Below are 23,548 nucleotides of genomic sequence, written 5' to 3'. Positions count from 1 at the left end.
CGGACGCGCGTCCAACACCAGCGAAGCGCGGATCGACGCACTTCTGTTGTCGATCCGCTGCCGCCCGGTTCGCCGACCGGACAGAATGGGCCCGTGGCGGGCGACCTCGAGATCAGGCTCCTGCGCCGTTTCGTGGCGGTCGCGGAGGAGCTGCACTTCGGGCGCGCGGCCGACCGGCTCTTCATCGCCCAGCAGGCGCTCAGCCGAGACGTACGCCGGCTCGAGAGCGCCGCGGGCGTCCGCCTCCTCGACCGCTCCTCGCGCCGCGTCGCACTCACGCCGGAGGGCCGGCGTCTCGTGGACCGGGCGCGTGAGCTCATCGCGCTGCACGACCGTGCCGTACGCGAGTTGCGTGCCGACACCGGCAGCCTCGTCATCGACGCCGTCGCGCCGGGGACGACGCCTGCTCGTGTGCTGGACGCGGCTCGGCGTACGGCCCCTGACATCGAGTTCATCGTCCGCTTCGGCGGCGGGTCCGCGGACACGGTGGCCGGGGCGGACGTCGGCTTCGGCGCCACCCCACAGGGCGTCGCGGCCCCGCGTGGGCAGGCGGTCCGTCATGAGCGGATCATCGTGCTGCTCCCCGACGACCACGAGCTCACCGCGCTCGACGCCGTGCCGCTCGAGGCCCTCCGGACGGCCCAGGTGTGCACGCGTTCCGGCGACCACGTGACTCCCGCGTGGGCACGCGCGATGGGTCAGCTCCTCGCGCCGTTCGGCGTGGACCCGACGGACGGGCATCCCCATGTCCTCGGCGGTTCCGAGCTCGCCGCGCACCTACGGCTGCACGGTGCGCCCGGGCTGGCCTTGGAGAGCCAGGCGCCGGTCGAGGGCATCGTCATGCGTCCGCTCGTCGAGCCCGTCGCACTGTTCCCCTGGACGATGCGCTGGCGCGCGGATCTCGATCACCCCGGTCTCGACGTGCTGAGACGCAGCGCACGCGCGTTGTCCGAGGCGCATGGCTGGATCACGGTCCCCGATGACGCCTTGCTCCTGAGCTCCTGATCAGAGCGCACGTCCCTGCGAGCTGTCAGTGGCCTCTGCATGCCTCGCCGGGAGACGGGACGAACTCCTTGAGTCCGGCTCGGGCGAACATGCCGTAGCTCTGTGTCCCGTGGTAGCGGTCGGTGCCGCCTGGGCTCTGGTTGCCTCGTACGGCCAGCGCGTCGTCGTCGAAGCCCTCCGGGTTGCCCTCGATGGCGTCTGCGGTGTCCTGGCCCGAGAACACGCACTCCGACGAGGCGTTCTCCGGCGCGGGAATGTCGCCGCCGTTGCCGTTCACCTCTCCGGCGCTCGCGGCTCCGGCTCCCGCCAGCACGAGCCCCGCCGCGATGGCACAGCTTCCGATCCAAATCCTCATGATCTCTGTTCCTTCCGTCTTCGATGGCCCTGACCTGCCCTGCCGTACCACCGAGCTTGTGGTTGGCGGTCCGCTCAACCAGACGAATGGCCGGAAGGCCGAGATGTCGTTTTAGGGCTAGCACTTTCATCATCTGTCCGGCCTCGACGCGTTGCTATACGCCAATCTGGGGGAGTTCCAGCTCGGCCGGCTTCTCCACCGGCGCAGAGTCGAGCTCCGGCAGCAGCCGATCGAGCCACGCCGGCAGCCACCAGTTCGCGGCGCCCAGGAGCTTCATGGTCGCGGGGACCAGGATCAGCCGTACGACGGTGGCGTCGAGGAAGATGGCCGTGGCCAGGCCGACGCCCATCATCTTCACCACCGGGTCACTGCCGAGGACGAAGCCGGAGAAGACCGCGACCATGATCAGGGCGGCTGCGGTGATGGTGCGGCCGGTGCCGGCGATCCCTTCGATGACCGCGCGGGTGTTGTCGCCGTGGCGGCGGTACTGCTCGCGTACCCGTGACAGCAGGAACACCTCGTAGTCCATGGAGAGCCCGAACAGGATCGCGAACATGAACAGCGGGATGAACGACACGATCGGCACCGTCGACTCCACGCCGATCAGGCCGGCCGCCCAGCCCCACTGGAAGACCATGACGAGCACGCCGTACGCCGCACCGACGCTCAGCAGGCTCAGCACGACCGCCTTCAGCGGCACCAGTACCGACCGGAACAGCACGGCGAGCAGGAGGAACGACAGCAGCAGCACGGCCGCCACGAAGCGTGGCATCCGCTCCTGCACCCGGTCACCGAGGTCGGCGAAGGTGGCAGTCTGACCGCCGACATGGGCGGTCGCCGAGCTGCCGTCGAGCACCGTCGGGAAGACCTCGCTGCGCAGCCTCGTGACGGTCTCCTGGGTGGCGACGTCCTGGGGCGACGTGGTCGGCTGCGCCACCAGCGTGGCCACGTCCGAGGAGAGATCGATGATCGGTTCGCCGACCGCGGTGATGCCCGGGTCTGCGGCCACCGCCTCGGCCAGCGGCGCCACGACGGACTTGTCCTGCGAGATGTCGACCGCGATCACCAGCGGCCCGTTGGCCCCGGGCCCGAAACCGTCGGCGATCAGGTCGTACGCGCGGCGTTCGGTCCTCGACTCGGGCTTGGTCCCGTCGTCCGGGAAGCCCAGGTTGAGCGCGAAGACGGGTGCGGCCAGGGCGATCATCAGGACCGCTCCGCCGACGAGGTACGCCGTCGCGTTGCGGGTCACGTGAGCACCCCACCGGTACCAGCCGGTGCTCGGCCGGTGCGCCCCATTCCGTCGCCGGCGTCCGTTGATCCGGTGGCCCGCCAGCCCGAGAAGTGCGGGCAGCAGGGTGACCGAGGCGAGCACCATCACGAGCACCATCGCGGAGATGGCGACCCCACCACCGGTCACGAAGGGGATCCCCGCGACGAGCAACCCGAGGATCGCCACGACGACCGTGCCGCCGGCGAAGAGCACGGCCTGTCCTGCGGTTGCCAGAGCTCGGCCGACCGCTTCGGGGACCGGCATCCCCGCAGCCAGGTTCTCGCGGTGCCGGGTGACCAGGAAGAGGGCGTAGTCGATGCCGACGCCGAGCCCGACCATGGCCGCGAGCTCCGGCGCCCACGCCGGGATGTCGACCACGTACGTCACCAGCTTCATCGAGGTGATGCCGATGACCAGACCGAACAGCGCCATCCCGATCGGCAGCCCCATCGCGACGAAGGAGCCGAAGGCGATCAGCAGGACGACCATCGCGACGATGATCCCCGCGACCTCGCCGAGCCCGGTGGGTGCCTCCTCGAACGCGAAGAACAGGTCGCCGCCGGTCTCCAGGGTCAACGACGACTCCTCACGCAGGTCGGCGACGGCGTCCTTGAGGTTGTCCAGGTCGGAGGCCTCGAGGTGCTCGACCGCCGGGTACTGCACCCGCACGAGCGCGATGTTCCCGTCCGGCGAGACGCTGCTCGTCGTGCCGAGCACACCCGGGAGCTCCGCGAGGGCCGCCTCGACGGGCGCCACCTGCGCCGTGGCGTCGGGTGCTTCGAGTACGACGTGGGCGCTGATCCCGCCCTCGTCGGCCTGGGCCTCGGAGAGCAGCTCCGCGGCTTGGTAGGAGTCGAGGCCGGGTGCCTCGAAGCTCTCCTCGAGCTCGCGCCCGAAGGCAGAGGAGGAGGCGATGACGACGAGCGCGAGAACGACCCAGGCACCGATGGCGGTCCAGGGACGGGTCGCGGCGGACCGGCCGAGCCGGTAGAGGAAATTGGACATGACTCCACCGTGGCCCGACGACGAACGATCCACATCGGGCCAAGGAGCAGTGGGCTCCTCGGCCGAAAGTACGAGGTGAGGATCGTGCTTGTGCCCCGTACGAGGAGGCCGTCCGCTCGCTAGGGTCGAGAGGTGGTGACCGCCTTCGTCCGCTCAGTCCTAGCCGAGCCCCGTGCCCCGGACCCGCCAGCTCGGGCGTGGTGGGACTGGCCCCTGGTCGGCGCGCTGCTGGTCACGGCCGTGGGCGAGGCGATCTTCCGCTCCGACGTACCGTGGCGTCCCTTGGCCACAGTGGTCGCGCTCCTGGTGATCCCGGCCCTGCTCTGGCGGCGTACTCATCCACTCCTGGCGACCGTGGTCGGCTTCGGCGGCGGCGCGATGGTGCTGCAGATCCCGACGATCCTCGACGGCGTCGGAGAGGTGGGGCTCAACACCATGGCCTGCGTCCTGCTGTTGCCCTACTCCCTGTACCGCTGGGCATCGGGACGCGAGGCTCTGATCGGCACGGCGATCGTCGCCGTACCGGTGACTCTGGGGCTTGCTGCGACCGAGAACGTCGGGGACCTGATCGGCGGCGCCATGGTGGTGGTCGCGTCGTTCGCCCTCGGGGCCGCGATGCGCTACCGCGCGGTTGCGCGCCAGCGCGAGGTCCAGCAGGTCAGGACCCTCGAGCGCGGCGACCTCGCCCGCGAGCTGCACGACACCGTCGCGCACCACGTCTCCGCCATCGCGATCCAGGCGCAGGCGGGGCGGGCGGTGGCGGCCACAGACCCGGCCTCGGCCGTCGAGGCGCTGGCGGTGATCGAGGCCGAGGCCTCCCAGACGCTGTCCGAGATGCGCACGATGGTCCGGGTGCTCCGCGATGGCGAGACGGCCGACTACGCCCCGCAGCGGGGCATCGGCGATCTGGACGAGCTGACCCGGATGAGCCCCCTGGTGCAGGTGCATTGCGTGGGCGATCTCGCCGACCTGCCGCAGCCTGTCGAGGTGTCGGTGTACCGGATCTGTCAGGAGGCGGTCACCAACGCGATCCGGCACGCTCTCTACCCCACGAAGGTCAGTGTGGAGGTCCGAGGCGAGGCCGGCGACGTACGGTTGCGTGTGCACGACGACGGAGAATCAGCCCGCCCGGCGACCACCGTGGGCTACGGCCTGCTCGGCATGGCAGAACGGGCCAAGCTGCTCGGCGGCGTGTGCCAGGCCGGGCCGGACCCGGCCGGAGGCTGGACCGTCGAGGCGACCCTGCCACTCGAGGCGGCGCGATGACCATCCGGGTGGTGGTCGCCGACGACCAGCTGCTAGTGCGTACCGGCCTGACGATGATCCTCAACGCGCAGCCCGGGATCGAGGTCGTCGGCGAGGCGGTCGATGGTCATCAGGCAGTGACGATGGCCCGTGAGCTGCGTCCCGACGTCTGCCTCTTCGACATCCGGATGCCCGGCATCGACGGCGTCGAAGCCACCCGCCAGCTCGCCGGCCCCGGCGTCGAGGACCCCCTCGCCATCGTGGTCATCACGACCTTCGACCTCGATGAGTACGTCCATGGGGCCCTCAAGGCCGGCGCCCGGGGCTTCCTGCTCAAGGACGCCGGTCCCGAGCTGCTGGTCCAGGCGATCAACGCAGCCGCGAACGGCGACGCGCTCATCTCGCCCAACATCACCCGCCGCCTCCTCACCACGCTGGCCGGCCTGGAGCGAGCCACCCCGCCGGCCCAGCCGATCGAGCCGCTCACCGAGCGCGAGGAGGAGGTCCTGCTCACCGTCGCGCGCGGCCGCACCAATGCGGAGATAGCCGAGGAGCTGAGGATCACCCTGAGCACGGTGAAGACCCATGTCGCCGCTCTGATGAACAAGATCGGCGCCCGCAACCGTGTCGAGGTCGCGATGTGGGCGTACGAGACCAAGCGCGTGAAGGAATAGCGCCAGTACCCCATCTTGAGTAGTTGGCTCGCGCTACCGTAGCGCCGCGCGGGGATCTGTTTAGACCTGTTGTATGCGGTCGCGCGGGCGACCAGGTCCGTCCTGCAGAGGAGATGGCTATGGCTCAGGGCGATGACTCCGAGACCGGGAGCGAGGACTGGGCTCGCACGCGGGACTACTTGCAGCACGACCCGACCAAGTGGAACAGCCTCTCCTGGATCGCGGCGCGCACTCTCATCGAGTCGGTCAACGACGTCTTGGGACGCGGTACACAGGGGCTCGTCGAGAACCTGCGTGCGCACTGGACGAAGAAGGACCTGGCCCTAACGATCCCCGCCTCCGGGGTCTCGAGGTTCCTCGTCATCGGCGACACCGGCGAGCAGGACCCGTCCCAGTACGTGGTCGCGCCCGCCCTGGCACGAGCCGCGCAACAAGCAGGCTTCGTGCTCGTCCTGAGCGACGTGATCTACCCGTCCGGCAACGTCAACGACTACGTGGACGGTTTCTACAAGCCGTACCGGTCGAACCGGGTGCCGGACCTCAAGGCGCCCCTCGACGTACGCGACAGCTTCTCGCTTCCGGAGAACGTCCCGGTCTACGCGATGCCGGGCAATCACGACTGGTACGACGGCCTCTACGGTTTCGCCCACCAGTTCCTGTACGCGGCGGACGCACCGCCGACCTGGCCCAGCGATCTCCTGGCGCCGTCGTTCGACGAGCCGTTGGGGCGATGGCAGCTGATCCGGGACCGTTTCGGCCGCATCATGTGGCGCACACCCAGCGAACCGGCCGGCAGAGCCGCGCCGGCGCGGTGGGGTGAACCGGCCGCGGGTGGCGAGCCGGCGCCAGAAGCCCAGCTGCAGCCGGCGCCGTACTTCGTCATCGAGACCGAGCACGTGGACCTGGTGTGCATCGACACCGGCATCGACGGGACCATCGATGGAGCGCAGCTCGACTGGCTGAGCTCGCTGGGCGGCGAGAAGCCGAAGATCCTGATGACCGGCAAGCCGCTGCTCGTCAACGGTGAGCGCCGGAAGGGTGCGGTGGCCGGACGACCCGGCGAGACCGTCTACGACGTCGTGGCCGAGAAGAAGCACCGCTACGTCGCGACGGTGGGAGGTGACACCCATAACTTCCAGCTGTACGACCCGACGACGCCGGACAGCTCACGCGACGGCCTGTGGCACATCGTCAGTGGTGGTGGCGGCGCGTACACCCACGCCACCCATCCCATCAGGACGGCCACCTCGGACGCGCGCACCGACCTGCGGTTTCGGCCGACCAAGCTCTTCCCGCGGTCGGCCGAGTCCCTGTCGTACTTCGCCCAGCAGCTGGTTCCCAGCATCTGGCGGCTGCTGTTGACCGTCGTGATGTTCGGCGGGGGAGTGGTCCTGGGCCGGTGGCTCGCCGAGACCGGGTGGAGCCGTCAGCTCCAGCTCGGGGACCAGCTCGTGCGAGTCGGTCCCGGGGGTGCGGCGATCGCCGCGATGATCGTGCTGATGCTGCTGCACCTGATGCCGCAACGTCCCGGACGCAGTCGCTTCGTACCCCGCCTGCTCCTGCGTCTCGAAGCGCTGGTCGTGGGGGTGATGGCGACGCTCTTCCTGCACCACTATCTGCCTGATGCGGCCGGAGCGCTGCTGGTGCTTTTCGGGGCGAGCACCTTGTGGATCTGCCTCAACGCCTGGTGCGTGCGCTGGTCGAGGTGGTGGAGCCCCGTCGAGCGGGTGCCTGGTTGGCATCACGTCGCGTTCGCGTGCGTGCTGGCGGCTCTCGTGGTCCTGGCTCTGTTGCCGATGGGCTTGGACGCGGGAGGCTCGGACGACGGACGTACGGTTTCCTGGGTCCTCGTCGTCGCGGTCGGCATCTACGCCGTCCTGGCGATCGTCGGGTGGCGGAAACGGATCGTCACCACCGTGAACGGCGCGAGGGCCGCGCGCTGGCTCGAGCGTTCGGTCGTGTGGGCCGTGCTCGCGCAGGCGGCCGTCGTCTCGGGCGAGATGTTGCGCGTGATGAGCGGCGAGGGCCTGACCGTGCTGTTCCTCAGTGGCCTGCTCGGACTCGTGCCGTTGGCGGTGATCGCGGTGGTGGTGCTCGCGGCCGTTCTGGCCCCGGACCTCTTCACCCGCCGCCTGCGCGATGAGCCGGTACGCCGGGCGCGGGCGTGGCTCGGCTGGCGGCGTCGGCTGGTCCAGCCCCTCGTGTTCCTGGCGCCGCCGGTGACGCTGGCGCTCTGGTGGTGGGCCGCCGACGCCGTCGACTCAGCGTGGATGCGGGCCGCCTTCGCCCTGCCAACGCTCATCGTGGTGACCGCGATCGGCATGCTGGTCGTCGACTGGGTGCGACGGGAGGTCGAGCGCCTGTACATGCCGCTGTTGATCGTCGCCGTCCTCGTCCTCGGGGTGCTCCTGCTGGGGGCGGCGGTGCCGGGCCTGCTCGACGTACCGGGCTTCTCGGCGCCCGGCCAGGTTGCGATCGAGCTCAGGACATGGTGGCCGGCCGTGGCGGTCGGCGCGGCCTTCTTCACTGTCATCGCGATCGGCGCCGCCGTCTTCCTCGCCCATCTGGTGTTCCTCGGCGCGTACTCGCTGATCGCGGACCCCAAGGCGTGGGTGAGTCCCCGCTACCGCCAGGGCGCCGCGACGCACTACGACTTCATCAGCGAGGCGGCCGCGACGGCCATCATCGAGGCCGAGCAGGAGGTCGGCCAAGCTGCCCAGGTCGAGGGCGTCGATCGGCGGACCAGACGCCGGGCGCAGATCGCCTTCCCCGGCCTGAACCCGCCGTTCGGGCCGATCCAGAAGTTCGTCTCCGAGATCTACTCGCTCGACGAGCCGCCGTTCTTCAAGCACTTCCTCGAGTTCGAGACCTCACCCACCGAGGCCGTGGTGAAGATCCACCGCGTCCGTGGCGACCAGCCGGTCGAGATCGAAGAGGTGGCCAGGATCAGCCTTACGGATGCGCCCCCGCAGGAGACTGATCGCTCCCTGCCGCGAGAGACGCGCACGTCGGATTCGGGCCCAACAACTCCCACCACTTCAACGTCCCGGAGGTCGACGTGAGCCAACGCGACAGCAATCTCAATCCGCACGCACTCACGTCCGCGATACAGGCCGCTAGTGGGCTACCTGACCACGTTCGATCTGTCTTCCGCTAGCAGAACGCGGGCGGCGCTCACCAGCCGGTGCCGATGACGTTTCCCGAGCGAGCGATGAATCCGCTCGCGCCGGTCTCGTCCCGTTCGCCCTGACCTCGGTAGTGGAACCAGCGGAGGTCCCCGGCTCGGTTCACTGCGAACATGCTGTGCCCGAAGCCACCCTGATTGGTGACTCCGCCGAAGAGGTGCACGATGTCACCGAACCCGCGGCCGATCGGGTTGCTGGTGTTCGCGGCCCAGCCCAGCACGCCCGATGGGTCCTCCTCACCATTTCCGGAGTAGGAGTACCAGCGCAGCAGGTTGTCGTCGGTGACCACGAAGAACACGTTCGCCGAGGCGTACACCAGGCGTACGCCCTGCCAGCCCTGCCCGACGATGTTTCCCGAGTTGGGGTGCCAGCCTGTCGTGCCGGCCGGGTCGTGCTCGCCGTTGCCCGTGTACCGGTACCAGCGCAGGAAGCCGTCGGTCTCGACGGTGAAGATGTTGAACCCATGGATGCCGATGCCGATGCGCGGCGCGACGAACATCTTGGTCACGTTCTCGAACCCGCTGCGGATGGTGTTGCCGGAGTTCGGCACGAACCCCGCGGCGCCGGTGATGTCGGGCTCGCCGTTGCCGTCGTAGCCGAACCAGCGCAGCGTCCCGTCGGGGTGGACCACCAAGATCACCCCGTCTCCGGCGCCGACGACCTGCTTCAGGTGAGCGAACCCGCGGCCGATCAGGTTCCCGGTGTTGGGAGACCACGACTGGAGGGCCAGCGGGTCGCCGGCCTGTTCGCCCTGGCCGTTGTAGCGATTCCACTCCAGGTTGCCTTCGGTCGTCACCCCGAAGAAGACCCCCTGGCGGGTGAGACCACCGACGCCGTCGGAACCGTTGCCTCCGTGGAACAGCCGCAAGTGCCGCACCGAGCTGGCGTGGGTCAGCGCCTCACCCCAGGAGACGCGCACGCGGCCGTCCGGGGCCGCGGAAAACTTGAGTGTCACGTTTGTCGTCGTCCCGTCGGACCACACAAGGGGAGGCGTCTCCTGGCCCACCTGCCAGACTCCCTGGACGCCGGCCAGCAGGTCCGGCGGGCGCAGGTTCTGGACGATGGGTCCGTTCGGGGTCGACTTCTGCACTCGCCAGACGCAGACGCCGTCACCGGGGAAGTCAGCGTCGTAACGCCGGGCCGGCCCATCGGACCTGCGGCGCTCGACGAGGAAGTACTCGCTGTCCCGCCGGGTCTCGTCCCAGAGGATGATGGCCCCGTCGGCGGTGTCGTCGCGCACGTCCTCGGACCGTTGGCTCTTGAGCGCGAACCGGCGTGGTTCCGCCCAGCCGAGCTGCATCTTGTGCCACATGTCGAGGTGCACGACGACCTGATCGTCGCTGGTGAAGGAGAAGGAGCTCATCAGCGTCATCAGCACGTTGCCGTTGTTGGGCTGCTGGCCCATGTTGTACATGTCGATCGTGCGCAACAGGTGGGAAGCTTCGTGGGCCAATTGATAGAAGGGTGTCAGGGGGCCGCCTCCGGCCAATCGGATCCGAATCTGGATGCCGTCAGGGAGGAAGGGGACGGTGCTGCCGGTCAGGGTGAAGGCCTCGTTGAAGGCGATGCCCGGCAAGGCGCCGGCGAAGTTCTCCACCATCACGATGCTGAGTTCGCTCTCCTCGAGCACGGCGTCAGCGTCGACGTTGTGCTGCGCAAGCATGTTGGGCGGAAACGTCTCCAGCACCTGCCTGCAGCGTTTGGACGGCACCCCGTCTGGAACCGTCGATCCCATCGTGACTTCGAACAGGCCCACCCGGGTGAAGCCGAAGCGGCCCAGGCTGTTCTCCTGGAAATACGCGGAGAGGCTGGCCGGGTTGATCGGGTCGGCCGTCGAGAACGGCGGCGCTGGGTTGCCGAACGCCAACTGTTCGTAGTAGCCGAGTCCATGGAAACTCGCGATCTTGCTGGGATTGCTATCCCAATCGACAAGAAGGGCCATCAGTGGACGATTACCCAGAGCTTTCGTCCCGTCGCCCAGAGTCATGGAGCCGTGGCCGAAGTCGGCCAAAGACGCAGGAAAGAAAGCCATAACCCATGGAACTGCTGCTGATGTGCGGAGTCATGCCCTATCTAGGCGATGTTGACGTGCCTCCGCTGAGCGGGTCAGGTTGTGCCAGACTCCGGGCCGGCCCGTGTCAGCGACTGCTGGATCTGCCATGCGGCGAAGGCGACCAGCAGGCCCCCGGCAATGCCGACCCACCCGGCGGAACGTACCTCGCCTTCCTCGCCGATCGCCTGCCAGGCCGCTATCACGACCCCGACGTAGTGGACTGCGGTGAGGGCACCGGCAGAGATCAGGACGGCGGTGGCGAACCGACGCCGGGAGGAAAGCGACAGCATGCCGAGGGCCAGGCAACCGACCACTGCCGCCGGCTCGAAGATGAACTCGGCGCTTGCGCCTTCCTCGACCTCGGTCCAGAACGAGCTGAAGCCGTCGTAGGGGATGAACAGCGCGAGGGTGGCCAGTCCAGCGCCCGCCATGGCCGATACCAGCCAGACGGAATCGACAGGACCAAGGTCGCGATCCCTCGACGACACGCTCAAGCACGCCCGGCCTGCCACGACAGCCCCCACTCCGCCACACACGACAAGAAGACTCAGAACAACACCGATGGCGCCGATCTCCTCGAGGGAGAACTTCACCAGTCCGATGCCGGCGGCGCCCATGAGGACCCCGACAACGATGAACAGCCCGGCTGCGTCGGCGGTGGCCAACTGCTGACTGCGGAGCCGGAGCGCAGCGAGGACGAGAGCAAGGGCGGCAAGCGCTGCCTCGAACGGCGCGACGACCGCGAACGAGTCCCAGGACGACGGGGCCTCGGCCAGCAACGGCAACGGAATCGCAGCCAGGAGCGCCACGGCAGCTATTGACGCGACGGCCGGCACCCACGCGGGCGGCTGGGGCTCGGTAGCTGCCACCGGCCGCGGGCGATGCTCGGGCTCGCGGGCGACAGCGGCTTCGGCTGCCGGTGCAGGTGTGTCTCGTAGGGGCGGCACGACTGTCGGCTGCTCCGGGACGACCGGTGACGGTGGGGGCGAGGCCCCGGCAGGCGTACGAGCTCGGTCGGCCGACCCTCGCACGACGCGCTGTGTGTCATGCTCAGCCAGGTCGTCCAGCGCCATGCGCGCCGCGGCGGCGCGAGCGGAGTCCTCGTCGTCCAGCAGCGCGGCCAGCTCCTCCACTGCACCGAGACGCACATTGGTGAATGGACTCGAGATGGCGCCACGCAAGTCGGCCAACAGGTCCACCGGTTCAGGTGGGCGGTTGCTGCGGGCGATGTGGAAGTCCCCCTGCACGTCGAAGACCCACTTGCCCGGAGTCTGCGACGGCGTGACGGTCCGCACCCGGTCGAAGGCGAAGTCGTACAACTCGTCGACTGACACGAAACCGTCACGATCCCGGTCCGCCTCGCCGGTGGCCAGACCCTCGACCAGAGCCGAGGTGAACACCGACGGCTTGCCCTCGCCGGCAAGTTGGTCGCCCTCAAATGAGTACTCCATCGCGCTCGACGCCGTCAGCACGATCCGCCCGCGGCCATCGAAACGCTCCATGATGTCCATGCGCTCATCGCCGCGATTCATCATCCCGCGCGCGAATGCGCCGCTGTAACAGCAGTCCAGGAACAGCACGATGCGCCGGGATCGACTCTTCGTCATCTGCCTGTTCACGTAGTCGGCGGGCAGGGACGTGGCGTCCAGGTGGTCGATCTCGGTGTCCGGCGTAGCGAAGTAGAGCCTCCCGTCCTCATCCTTCACCCCGTGGCACGAAAGATGCAGCAGGAGGAGATCGTCCGGCCCGCGGTCATCGAAGAAGCTCGAGACCTTGCGCCGGACCACATGCTCCGGCTCGTTGAGTGACACCTCGACCTCGAAGCCCCCGATCTCGGCGTTCCGGAGCACGCTTGCCAGTTGCTCGGCGTCGGTGGCGGGCGCGCGAAGCCTGCTCAACCGCTGGTCGTCGTACGTGTCGTTCGCCACCACCAGCGCGCTGCGCCGACCCGCGGTCATGGCACCGGTGAGGAAGTAGGTGGGTCCGGTTCGCCTGACCCGTGCAGGGCTGCGACGAACTCATCGATGAGTCGATCCTGCTGCTCCCGCGACGCCGAGTCGATCTTGAGTGTCTGGTCGCCGATGGTGAGCTCGACCGAGTTGGCCCCGCGAGTAGAGGACATCCACCCCCGGATCGCCCCCACGATGGCGGTCACGGCGACCAGTGACTCCCGGAAGGCCACGAGCAGAACCCCGATCTCCGCGACGTCGATGCCACGGGTGCCAGCAGGCGCCTCGCCCGCGCTCGCGCGTTCGACATCATCGACGCCGAGGTCCAGCAACTCCCGGCGCAGGACCGAGCTGAGCTCATCGAGACGCTCCACATCAGGATCGTGGATCGTGATGGTCATCTGGCGACTCATCCTCGGCTCCTCGCTTCAAAGGACTCCCCTTATGGTCAGTGTCCTCCCAGACCGGGGGCTCGTCAGCGGATTCACCGACACGGTGGCCGAGCCCGGCCGGGGCGGGCTCGGCGAAGACGTGGACGTCAGGCCATCTCGGGGACATGCAGGTGCGCGTACGCAAGCTCGAACTCGTGCACGTCGACGATCTCGCCGCCCGCATCGCTCGCGGCCCGGCTGCGCATGTTGTCGGCCGCCGAGCGGCTGGCTTCCATCGCGGCGCGGGACTCCCAGGCTGTGGTGGCGCAGCCCAGTCCGGACGACCGGTTCATCAGCAGGCTGGCGCTGCAGAATCCAGCGGTCTGCTCGAGCTCGGGAAGGATCCCTACCCGGAAGGTCTCGGCCATGGCGTCGAGGTCACCCTGCAGCCAGCTGACTCGGGCGCACTCGCCGTGATGGCTACGGTGCATGACGACGATCTCCCATTCGTCGATCTGCATGGAGCCGCCGAGGATGTCCTTCCCTCGATCGCGTAGCGGGCGAAGCTGCTCATCGCTGGCGCGCATGGCCGCCTCGTCTTCCCACGAACTTGTTGCGATGCAGTGCCCGGTCTCGCGGTCGACCAGCATCGAGAGGCCGCGACAGCCCTCGATGCTGTCGAGCATGGGACCGACCTCGTCCTTGACGAATGTTATGCCCGCATCGATGTTGCCGGGACTCCCGTGAAACGTAGTTGAACGTGCGTACACGGCCCGCTCCTTTCTAGGACTGGGCAGTGCCCCGGACCGGCACTGCCGGTAGTTTCCTGTCTACTCCTCTGGGCGCGGGGACGCCATAGCCAAGCTCTGCGGTTCTCGGCCCCCGTCGGGCTGGGTCCGACATTTGTCCGTGCTGGATGGAAATCTCCTCGGATGTCCGCTCGCGGTGGTCAGACGCGGTGCCTCAGTCGTCGATGCGGACAACCACTCGTCCAAGAGACTGGCCGGACATGAGGTGGCGCATTGCCTGTGGCGCCTGGCTCAGGGGGAAGATCCGGTCGACCACCACGCGCAGCTGGCCGGTCTGCATGAGACTCGCAAGGGTGCCCATCAACTGCCGCTTGTCTGGTGACGCGAAGGACCCTCCACGCAGTTGGGGGGAGACCGCCGAGCGTGCCACGAGTCCGAGGAGGCGCGGGATGCTGCCGAGCCAGCGGTGGCCGGTTGCCCCGAATGCGTCATGCCCGATCAGGACGTAGCTCCCTCGCGGGTCCAGTGCACGGCGGATCGCCTTGAAGGAGTGGTTGCCGGGCACGTCGAAGATGAGGTCCCACTGCTCACCGCTGCGAGTGAAGTCCTCAGAGGTGTAGTCGATGACTCGGTCCGCGCCAAGGGAGCGCACGAGTGCGAGCTTGCTCGCGTGGTCGACACCGGTGACATGCGCGCCGTAGGCCTTGGCAAGCTGTACGGCGATCGCGCCGACGCCTCCCGCAGCGCCGTTGACCAGGACTCGCGACCCGAAGGGCACCCGTCGTTGGGGCAGATTATTCAAGGCCATGAGCCCGGCGGTCGGCACCGCGGCCGCCTCCTCGAAGCTGACGCCGGAAGGCTTGAGCGCCACTCCCTCCTCGGGGGCCGTGGCGTACTCGGCGAACGCACCGCCGTTGCGCCATTGGACTCCGCGAACGGTCTCCCCGAAGACTTCGTCACCCGGCTCGAACCGGGTTACCGCGCTACCGACGGACTCCACCACCCCGGCTACGTCAGTCCCGGGCACGCGCTCGCGGGGGCGTCTGACTCCGGAGCCCATGAGGCGGAGGACCGCGGGCCGGCCGGCCACGACGTGCCACACATCCGGATGTACGGACGCTGCCCGGACCCGGACCAACACCTCGTCCTCGGCTGGGTCCGGCCGAGGGACGTCGCTCAGGCTGAGGTCGTCGACGGATCCGTAACGGTCCTGCACGATCGCTCTCATGGTCGGAGCGTACTGGGACGGCGTCCTCGACCGATGAATACGAAAGCCGACAGGAGGTGCCTTCGTGGATCCCGGGCTGCCGGGATGGGAAGCGGCGGCGGCTGTCGGCGCCGCGCCTGAACGAAACTGTCGGTACGCACGCCTAGAGTTCGTCAGGTGATTACACAATGAGCAAGGACGCCGCAATGCGGGCGATGCGCGAGGCCCGGTATCGCGAGAGGCAAGATGCGTCGACCGCCGACTCGACGCCGACCAGATCGGCGGTTCGACCTGCGAAGGCCCAGGCCGTCAAGACGGCTGCTCCGCCTTCGCCCGCCGAGGCGCTGTGTGGCCACCGTTCGATGAATGGACGCACCTGCACACGCGAGGAAGGCCACGCGGCGAAGAGCCACCGCTACTCCTAGCGCTCAGCCGTCTTGCCACCTCAAGGCAACGCGCCCGCCCATCGATGGGAGCCGGCGCATCGAACTCGCCGACAGGCGGCCAAGTGACGCAGGCCCAGACCTGAGGCGCAGGACGTGGATCAACCATGGACCTGACGGTCAGGCAAGGCATGCCGTCATGCGAATCGAGACGAGTAGTCCTGGTATCTCGGCTCCTAGTTTGGCGGCGTAGCGGGTGGGCGGATCGACGGGGAACCAGTGGGCGTATTCCTCGTTCATACCGGCGAAGTCATCCGGGTCAGTGAGCAGCACGCCGACCTCGACGACGTCATCGAGGGTCGCACCGGCCTCTCGCAAGATGGCCTCGCAGTTCGCGAACGCCTGGCGGGTCTGGGCCTGGATGCTGTCGCCGGCCATGCGACCCGTGCTCGGGTCGATACCGGTGGTTCCCGAGATGAACACCTGGGAGCCGGCCTTGACTCCCTGGCTGAAGAGCGACGAGCCCGGTGCGTTTGACGTCGTAATGATCTGACGCGGCATCTCAGACCTCCTGTTCTGATCGTTCCATCAAAAGGGTCCCCGCGGAGGTGTTTCTCGGCTTGCGTGTTCTTACCCGATAGGCGGCGGTGTCACGCACCGCGCCGTCGTGGTCACCGGCTTTAGGCCCCGACAGTTGGGTAGGGTCGCGCGCATGGGGGCGAAGGACTGGTTCATCTGCTACGCCGACGGTGACGTGTCGAAGCTGCTCGCCAGGCAGCCAGAGATCGACCGCGCTGCCACCGAAGAGTTGGTCCGGCGACTGTTCCCGAATCACTCCGTTGTGCCCGAGGAGGACGGGACACTGGCCGAGGACGCAAATCCACAGGACGACATGGTGTACGCCGCTGTTTGGCCGGGCGTGACCATCGTGTGCACGGCCGCCGTCGCGTTGGATCGTCCCTCGCAACTGGATACGCGATTCCTTGCCGAAGCCAGGGGACGCACGCTGTACTTGCACGCGATGCACAGCGTCGTGGACTGGTTCGCTCTAGGCGTCTGGAGTCCCGACGGCCAACTGCGTCGGGCGTTGAGCATCAGCGGTGGGGATGAGGAGATCATCGAGAACGCCGGAGAGCCCCTACCGTTCGAACAACCCTTCTGGGCCGGTGAGTTTCCTGCCGTCGAGGACGAGGACGAGGACGAGGACTACCCGTTTCCGTTTCACCCGCTCGAACTCGCGGAAGCTGGCCTTGACAACCTCTTCGGGTTCGTCTTCGAGGGCTACACGGGCATGTCCGATGATGATGATTCTGTCGACCCCTTCGACGTCCCGCTCGCTGGCTTTCGCCTAGCTCCGCCAAAGCCAGGACGCAGGCTGTTCGGTCGCCGCTGACCGGCGCGGAAGTCCCCTCGCGGCCGGTGTGACGCAGGTTCCGCCGGCGCGGGATGCGGCAGATCCGGGTGTGTGCTTGCTCGGAGACGCCTCGTCCTGAGCGTCACAGTAAGTCACGTCGCTAGCTGTAGCTCCTCGACCCGCAGTGCCGATCCTTCCCGCAGCGGCTCCCACACACCGGTCGACTTGAAGCCGTGGACGAGATAGAGCTGGCGTGCGACTTGGTTGCCCTCGGTCACGTGCAGACGTACGCCGAGATCGCGGTCGCGGCACCAGTTCACCAGATCGGTGAGGAGTCCGGCGGCGTACCCACGGCCGCGTGCCTCGGGCGCCGTCCACATGCCCCAGATGTAGGCGACGGCGCCGTCCGGGGGAGTGAAGACGCCACCCATCGCTACTCCTCGGCCGTCTTCCAGCACCACCAGGATCGGTGCTGACCCCTCGGCCCGCTTCCGCCAGAAGTCCTCCGTGCGAGCCTGGGCCTCGGCGAGCGTCGTTCTGAAGGCGTCGGGTGAGTCGGCCAGCGCCCGCAGGCTGACGTTGCGACAGAGGGACCAGTCATCAGCGGCGATGGTGCGCACCTCGACGTTCATGGCACCGAGTTGACAGCAAACCTGTCGGTACTGCCACCAGATTTAGACTCGGCTCCTGGCCGGTGGGCTCCCGGCATCTCGCGGGGGAAGCCGGCACCGCCAAGGCGCCTGTGGAAGTGGCTTGAGTAGCGATGTCAGGGGCAGAGTCGCGCGCTCATGGGTGGCGGTTGCCACAGGCACTCGAACAGATCAATGCTAACGGCGTGGGAGCAGAGCGGCGGGCGTCGGAGTCCTGAACTTCAATCCAGGGGAAACTTGGCATCCGGCCCTGATGCCGGCACGACGAACGGCGCGAACCCGGGTGGGATCGTTGTGACCTCGAGGCCTGCGAACACGAGGGAGATGTTGTGCCCGTTCGTCTCGATCAAGGCTTCATGGAACTGCCGTCCCATCTCGGCTGACCACTCATGGGCCTCGGGGGACCCCTCTACGAGTTGCATGCCGGGGTACAACACCTGCCACTTGACGCCCCAGACATACGCTTCGCGCTCACCAGCCTGGATCCAGCTGTCGTAGTCGATCAGGTCGTCGTCCTGCGAGTAGAACCAGATATCACGCCGCACGGCCGTGTTCACTGTGGCGCGGACACAGTGGGTGAACCGGTACCTCAGGTGCTCGGGCTCGATCCCAGTTCGGGGATCTGCTGTTGCGTAGATGTACAACTCGTAATCGCGCATGTAGTCGGCGAAGCCGTGAAAGACCAACGCCTGGTCGAGCACATCATCAAACGCTTCCTGGATCTGCTGCTCATCCACACGGATACCCTGCACCAACCGGCGCGTCACTGCCGCAGCGACTTGCCGCGGTTGACGGCCGGCGGCATCGACCGTTGCGAGAGGGTCGAGGAGACGTAGAGGCCCTCCACGCGGCGGTATGACGCGGGACCCTTTCTGTCAGCCGGGGTTGCACGCCAAATCAAAGTTCGATGCGTAATGGCAAGATGACTACATGGCATCGGACTCCCGGATGGTGGCATTGGGTTTCGGAAAGTTCGCGCGCGCCGACCGTATCTTCGCCCTGGAGCGCATCACCGGGGAGGACCGCGGCGATGGCCGCCGCACTCGAGTCTGGATCGACGGGGTCACCGACCCCTTGATCGCGTCCAGGACCGAGATCACAATCCTTCGCGATATGGGCCAGGAGTCCGCGGTCACCGCACCCGAGCTCGACGAGGCAATGGACCTCGCCGCGCGTCTGGCGGCCGCGGCCGAGGAGGGTCGGGTGGATCTGAGCGATCTGGGTCGTCGTGCGCGACGCCTCCTCGCCACGACGACGCCATAGGAAGGGAGACCTCGACAGCCCGCCCCTTCGGTGAGTGACCCATCGCGGCGATGTAGCGCGCTCGCGGCGGAATGCCGCGCCACCTCTGCATGGGTTTCTCCACGGTGCCGGTGTGCCTTGCATGAGCCGAGAGGTCAGGCGCCGTCCTCGGTCAGGGTGGTGGAGGGAAGCCAGTCGGCGCCGAGGAGCTGGGCGAGGGCGGCGAGGCCGGTGGTGTCGCTTCCCACCGTGGCAGAGGCCGCAGCGATCCGCTCGACCATCACCCTGCCGACCTGCTCCTCGACGGTGCCCTCGGCGTACGCGATGTGCCACGGCGAGAGCTGGTGGTCGCGGTGGGTGCGGCCGGTCACCTGCCGTCCTGCGATGCCCGAGAAGCGGGCCTGGTGGAACACGCCGACCCGCGGCTCGCCGCTAGCCCGGCGACCGTCGGCGAGGGCTTCGCCGGCGTGCAGGCTGATCGAGGCGACCGTCGTGAAGACGCAGACCTTCGCCTGCCCGGTCTGGAACCGGAGCCGCTCGGCCTCTGCGTCGAACCGGTCGCGGCCGTAGATCGTGGCGACTTCGAGGCCGGAGTCACGCAGCCGGTCGGCGATCGGGTCGGCGGCGGTCGCGACGAACTCGACCGAGCACGCCACCTGTCGCTCGGCCTCGACCTGCTGGACGATCCAGGCGACCGTGGAGTCGACGCGTATCAGCCCGGCCTTCTGCCGGAAGCGCAGCAGCGCTGCCCGCCCTTTCGCGACATTGCGGCCACGCCGGGCGATGTCCATCTCGCGGCAGAACTCTCCCCATTCGGCCTCGTACGCCGTCCGCTCCGACGGCGTGAGTGCCACCGGCATGCCGGAGATCGGCACCGGCCCCCACGGTGCCGCGCGGTGCAGCATCGCGGGCGGCCGTTCGTCCTCGAGCCAGCCGCGTACCAGCTTGAGGTCCGCGGCGCGCCGCGCCGGGTCGGCGGTCCACGTTGCGCCGTAGCGTCCGCGCTCGACCCCGACGCCGTTGCGCTCGAGCGCGGTGGCGAACGTGGCGCCGGGCTGGGTCGCCGAGGTCCACTCCTGCATCGGCTCGCCGAGGACCTGCGCATAGGCCGGGGCGAGATATGGCAGGTCGAGCGGCGTGTGTCCGGGCGTCGCGGTCGTCGCGATGACGAAGGGTGCCTTGTCGTGCGGCCGCCCGTGGCCCGAGATCCGCGCCCAGAGCTTCCACCGCTTTGTCGTCGTACGTCGCAGCGCGTGGGCCTCGTCCGCGATGATCACGTCCCACGCGTGATCCTTGACCTTCTCCAGGCGGTCCCATGTGATCACGACCCATTCGAGACCGCCGTCGCCCAGCGCCGTGATCGTGCGGCACCAGTGGCCGATCGTGATCGCGGCGGGACGGTCGGCGATGACCAGCACCCGTCGCGCACCGCGGAGGTCGCCCACCGCTGTCGCCCCGAGGACCGCGGAGATCGTCTTGCCCACGCCGGGCTCATCGGCCAGCAGGAACTGCCGCCCGCCCGCCGCAGCGCGCGCCGCGATAGCGTCAGCAGCCTCGTACTGGATCCGCCGCGGCTCGAGCGCGTCAACCGCCTCGAGGCTCTGCGTCGGAAGGTCGGGATTGAGGGTGCTCTCGATGAACCGACCGAGCGTGTACGGACCCGGAGCGTAGGGCGCGAGGTGCGCCGGCACAGCGTGCCCGACGTACAGGTGGGTCTTGACTCCCGGGTGCCACGTGGCGTCCTCGACCTGGGTGCCGTAAGGGACGTCGAGCACCCACAGCCGCTCTCCCGGGCCGGCGGCCGGCAACGGCCGCTTCGGTTGTCGCGTCCCGCTCCGGCGCGGACGCCCGCCGCGGCGACGAGCACTGGATCGGCGAGGACTGGCCACACCCAGACGCTATCCTCCAGGCGAGCCGACCCGCCGCTCATCTTCGGCGGCGGGGATTGTTCGTACGCGCGGTGGCTGGTGCGCTGCGGGGATCCTCCGGCCAGGCGTGCTTGGGATAGCGCCCGCGCAGATCAGCACGAACGCCGGGGTAGCCGTTGTCCCAGAAGGACTCCAGGTCTGCCGTGACGGCTGCTGGGCGTCGCGCGGGGGAGAGCAGATGCAGCAGGAGCGGGACCTGGCCGTCCGCGAGGACCGGCGCTGCGGTCCAGCCGAAGACCTCTTGGATTCGCACAGCGAGCACCGGTTGTTCGGCGGAGTAGTCGATCCGCACGCTCGACCCACTGGGGACCTGCACTCGCTCGGGAGCCAGATCGTCGAGCCTGCCTGCCTGCGGCCACGGCACCATCGCCCGCAGCGCGGCAGCCACGTCGACGCGACGAAGATCCTGGGCCGAGCGAACCCGCGCCAGCTGGGACCCGAGCCACGACTGGAGGTTCTGCGTCAGTGCCACGTCGCTCACATCGGGCCACGGGTCACCGAGCGCACGGTGCAGGAAGTCGAGGCGGGCGCGCAGCGCCGTGGCCGCCTCCGACCAGGCGAAGAGAGCGATTCCCTCCCTCGCCACCGCCTCTCGGATCGCGTCGGTCACGGCGTGGGCCGGTGGATCGCTGAGCGGGACGGAGCGGAGCTCGATCGCGCCCAGCAGCGTACGTCGGCGAGCCAGCACCCGCCCTCCGGTCCAGGTGACCTCGTCCACCTCGGTCCACAGGGACCCGGCCGCCTCCAGCGCGAGGTCCTCGGTGAGCGGGGCCGCCGCTCGGATCCGGGCTTCACGTTGCCCGGGCCGCCGCTCCGCGTCCCCGACCGCGAGCCACTCCAGTCCGCCCAAGGGCCCCGAAGCACGCGGATCGAGCGCCGCGCCCGTCCCGGACGCCATCAGATAGCTCGCGGAACTCGAACGCTTGCGCGCAATCCGGTCCGGATGCGCCAGTGCCACCACCAGACCCACCGCCACGTCATCGGTGAGTGCTCGGGCTGCCTGGGAATGGTCCGACGCCCCGCTCCGGACGCCGGCGGGGCCCTGCTTCTCGACGACCTTCTCCAACCGTGCGACCTGGCCGCGCCACGAGCCTGCCCCCTGTCCGGCGCGCAGCGACCGGAGCGCGGCAACCAGGTCCCCGCCGGGAGCGCGCACGTCCTCGCTCAACATCGCGACCACCTCTGCGGCCCGCCTGGCCCCGACAAGACCAGCCCCGTCGATGAGGGCACGCGCCAGCCTGGGATCGGCCGGTACGCCAGCGATCACCCGGCCCCGCGGGGTGGCTCTCCCTTCCTCGGTCATCGCCCCCAGATCCACCAGCACCTCCTTGGCTGCCGACATCGCATGCGCCGGTGGCTGGTCGAGGAGCGCCAGGTCGTGCACGTCGTCACTGCCCCAGCACGCCACCTCCAGGGCGAAGGCCGTCAGATCGGCGGTGGCGATCTCGGGCTCCGGGTGAGCCGCCAGATGCGCGTGCTCCGCCTCGGACCAACAACGCAGCACGGCGCCAGGTCCCAGCCGTCCGGCCCGACCCGCCCGCTGCTCGGCCGCTGCCCGGCTCACCGCGACGGTGACCAGAGAAGCCAGTCCGCGACGGTGGTCAGTGCGCGGCTCGCGCGAGAATCCGGCATCCACCACGACCCGTACCCCAGGTACCGTCAGCGACGACTCGGCGACCGCGGTCGAGACGACCACACGTCGACGCGGGCCTTCGCTGAGCGCACGATCCTGCTCGGCGCCGGACAGACGTCCGTGCAGGGCGTGGACGGACGCGTCCACGTCGGCAAGGCGGCGTACGGTCGCCTCGACCTCCGCGACACCCGGAACGAAGACCAGGACGTCACCCTCGTGCTCGGCGAGCGCACGACGTACGGTCGCTGCGACATGGTCGTGGAAGGCCGGGGTGATACCCCGGTCGTCGGTGCGGCGTACCCCCGCAGGCAGCGGGCACCAGACCGCTTGGACCGGGTGCAGAGCACCGAGGACGCGGATCACCGGAGCGGTGTCGACCCCACCGAGCAGGGCGGCGGTCCGTTCGGCCTCGATGGTGGCCGACATCGCCACCAGGGACAGGTCTTCACGCAGGTGGGCCCGGACGTCGATGAGCAGCGCCAAGGTCAGGTCGGCGTCGAGGTGGCGCTCGTGCACTTCGTCGAGCACGACGGCCCCGACGCCGACCAGCTCGGGATCGTGCTGGATCCGCCGGAGCAGCAGGCCGGTCGTGACGATCTCGACACGTGTACGTCGACTGGTGCGTCGGTCTCCGCGCACGGAGTATCCGACCGTCTCGCCAACCGGTTCGCCCAGCAGGTGCGCCAGCCGACGGGCAGCAGCACGGGCTGCGATGCGGCTGGGCTGCGTGACGACGACCCGTCCGGCGACAACCTCGGCGACCGCGGGCGGGACCAAGGTCGTCTTGCCGGTGCCCGGCGGTGCGTGGACCACCGCGGCTCCGCGGGTACGAAGCGCCTGGTCGAGAGCGGCCAAGCCGGCGGTGACCGGGAGATCGGGCGGCGCGGCGAGCAGATTGCGCAGAGGGTCGGACACTCCTGCAGTGTGCCTGACGTGCCTCGGCCGGTGTCGCGTCGGCGCCGAGGGCTGTCACCACGACGACGCCCGAGCAGACGAGCCCATCGTCCGATGCATCGCATCGGAGATGACGATCTGGGACTGGTGGATGTGGGAAGCAGTACTGAAAGGGCCATGTGTCTCAGGCTCGTCGCGTCCGCAGCCGGTCGCTATCCGGTGTCCGCAGCGCTCCAGCCGATCGGCGCAGCATCGGCCACTCGCACTTCCGTCCACCACCGCCTCAAGCCTCGACACAGTTTGGTGCGCCCCACTGGCGGCTACTAGAGGATTCCCGTAGGGCCGGTGTCTGGCCAGACTCGGTCCAGGTGTCCGGCGGGAAGCTCTCCTTGCGGC

The 23,548-nt window shown here is 68.7% G+C and carries 18 protein-coding genes; 6 read left to right on the top strand and 12 right to left on the bottom strand.

All coding sequences use genetic code 11. The features are described from left to right. The first annotated feature begins 93 nt into the window (after positions 1–93). Positions 94–1,005 carry a LysR family transcriptional regulator gene (locus tag OH802_RS22875; protein WP_406022411.1) on the top strand — a complete coding sequence of 304 codons (912 nt, stop codon included), beginning with the start codon at positions 94–96 and terminating at the stop codon, positions 1,003–1,005. Positions 1,006–1,030: 25 nt separating this feature from the next. Here the strand turns inward: OH802_RS22875 and OH802_RS22870 are convergent, their stop codons facing one another. Beyond that, on the bottom strand, positions 1,031–1,360 hold the full coding sequence (locus tag OH802_RS22870; protein WP_406022409.1) for a hypothetical protein: 330 nt from the start codon (positions 1,358–1,360) through the stop codon (positions 1,031–1,033). A 154-nt stretch (positions 1,361–1,514) separates the two neighbouring features. Next, positions 1,515–3,635 carry an MMPL family transporter gene (locus tag OH802_RS22865; protein ID WP_406022407.1) on the bottom strand — a complete coding sequence of 707 codons (2,121 nt, stop codon included), beginning with the start codon at positions 3,633–3,635 and terminating at the stop codon, positions 1,515–1,517. A gap of 132 nt (positions 3,636–3,767) precedes the next feature. Here OH802_RS22865 and OH802_RS22860 point away from each other — a divergent pair, with 132 nt between their 5' ends. The 3 genes from OH802_RS22860 (at position 3,768) to OH802_RS22850 (ending at position 8,616) form a co-directional block, all read left to right on the top strand. Continuing rightward, entirely contained in the window at positions 3,768–4,901 is a 1,134-nt protein-coding gene (locus tag OH802_RS22860; protein ID WP_406022405.1) for a sensor histidine kinase, read from the top strand. After that, complete coding sequence (locus OH802_RS22855; RefSeq protein WP_406022403.1) at positions 4,898–5,554, top strand: response regulator; 657 nt, start codon at positions 4,898–4,900, stop codon at positions 5,552–5,554. Before OH802_RS22860 ends, OH802_RS22855 begins: the two co-directional genes overlap by 4 nt. A 119-nt stretch (positions 5,555–5,673) precedes the next feature. Next, entirely contained in the window at positions 5,674–8,616 is a 2,943-nt protein-coding gene (locus OH802_RS22850; protein WP_406022401.1) for a metallophosphoesterase, read from the top strand. A 112-nt stretch (positions 8,617–8,728) separates the two neighbouring features. On the opposite strand, the gene OH802_RS22845 is transcribed toward OH802_RS22850, so the two are convergent. From OH802_RS22845 to OH802_RS22820, 6 genes are all read right to left on the bottom strand, one after another. Further along, a complete protein-coding gene (locus tag OH802_RS22845; protein ID WP_406022399.1) occupies positions 8,729–10,681 on the bottom strand; it encodes a tachylectin-related carbohydrate-binding protein in 1,953 nt (650 codons plus the stop codon). 164 nt (positions 10,682–10,845) lie between these two features. After that, complete coding sequence (locus OH802_RS22840; protein ID WP_406022397.1) at positions 10,846–12,750, bottom strand: caspase domain-containing protein; 1,905 nt, start codon at positions 12,748–12,750, stop codon at positions 10,846–10,848. Continuing rightward, positions 12,747–13,154, bottom strand: a complete 408-nt coding sequence (locus tag OH802_RS22835) for a hypothetical protein (RefSeq protein WP_406022395.1) — start codon at positions 13,152–13,154, stop codon at positions 12,747–12,749. Before OH802_RS22835 ends, OH802_RS22840 begins: the two co-directional genes overlap by 4 nt. Positions 13,155–13,279: 125 nt before the next feature. After that, on the bottom strand, positions 13,280–13,882 hold the full coding sequence (locus OH802_RS22830; RefSeq protein ID WP_406022393.1) for an antibiotic biosynthesis monooxygenase family protein: 603 nt from the start codon (positions 13,880–13,882) through the stop codon (positions 13,280–13,282). Positions 13,883–14,075: 193 nt separating this feature from the next. Further along, a complete protein-coding gene (locus tag OH802_RS22825; protein ID WP_406022391.1) occupies positions 14,076–15,089 on the bottom strand; it encodes an NAD(P)-dependent alcohol dehydrogenase in 1,014 nt (337 codons plus the stop codon). Between the two features lie 542 nt (positions 15,090–15,631). Next, positions 15,632–16,012 carry a RidA family protein gene (locus OH802_RS22820; RefSeq protein ID WP_406022389.1) on the bottom strand — a complete coding sequence of 127 codons (381 nt, stop codon included), beginning with the start codon at positions 16,010–16,012 and terminating at the stop codon, positions 15,632–15,634. A gap of 151 nt (positions 16,013–16,163) precedes the next feature. Here OH802_RS22820 and OH802_RS22815 point away from each other — a divergent pair, with 151 nt between their 5' ends. Then, positions 16,164–16,844, top strand: a complete 681-nt coding sequence (locus OH802_RS22815) for a DUF6928 family protein (RefSeq protein ID WP_406022387.1) — start codon at positions 16,164–16,166, stop codon at positions 16,842–16,844. Positions 16,845–16,957: 113 nt separating this feature from the next. Here OH802_RS22815 and OH802_RS22810 read toward each other — a convergent pair whose 3' ends face one another. Both OH802_RS22810 and OH802_RS22805 read right to left on the bottom strand, forming a co-directional pair. After that, positions 16,958–17,437 (bottom strand): GNAT family N-acetyltransferase, encoded by a 480-nt coding sequence (locus OH802_RS22810; protein ID WP_406022385.1) that lies wholly within the window; start codon positions 17,435–17,437, stop codon positions 16,958–16,960. A gap of 239 nt (positions 17,438–17,676) precedes the next feature. Then, entirely contained in the window at positions 17,677–18,192 is a 516-nt protein-coding gene (locus tag OH802_RS22805) for a hypothetical protein (protein ID WP_406022383.1), read from the bottom strand. Between the two features lie 193 nt (positions 18,193–18,385). Between OH802_RS22805 and OH802_RS22800 the strand changes: the two genes are divergently transcribed. Continuing rightward, the gene (locus OH802_RS22800; protein ID WP_406022381.1) at positions 18,386–18,718 is read left to right on the top strand and encodes a hypothetical protein; all 333 of its coding nucleotides are present in this window, start codon (positions 18,386–18,388) and stop codon (positions 18,716–18,718) included. A 134-nt stretch (positions 18,719–18,852) separates the two neighbouring features. Here OH802_RS22800 and OH802_RS22795 read toward each other — a convergent pair whose 3' ends face one another. After that, positions 18,853–20,472: a helicase gene (locus OH802_RS22795; protein ID WP_406022379.1), complete on the bottom strand. Its 1,620-nt coding sequence runs from the start codon at positions 20,470–20,472 to the stop codon at positions 18,853–18,855. A gap of 151 nt (positions 20,473–20,623) precedes the next feature. Further along, positions 20,624–23,173, bottom strand: a complete 2,550-nt coding sequence (gene hrpB / locus OH802_RS22790; protein WP_406022377.1) for an ATP-dependent helicase HrpB — start codon at positions 23,171–23,173, stop codon at positions 20,624–20,626. Between the last annotated feature and the right edge of the window lie 375 nt (positions 23,174–23,548).

It is taken from the genome of Nocardioides sp. NBC_00850, assembly GCF_045207335.1.
GTDB lineage: Bacteria > Actinomycetota > Actinomycetes > Propionibacteriales > Nocardioidaceae > Nocardioides.
This window is presented reverse-complemented; position numbering and strand designations above follow the sequence as displayed.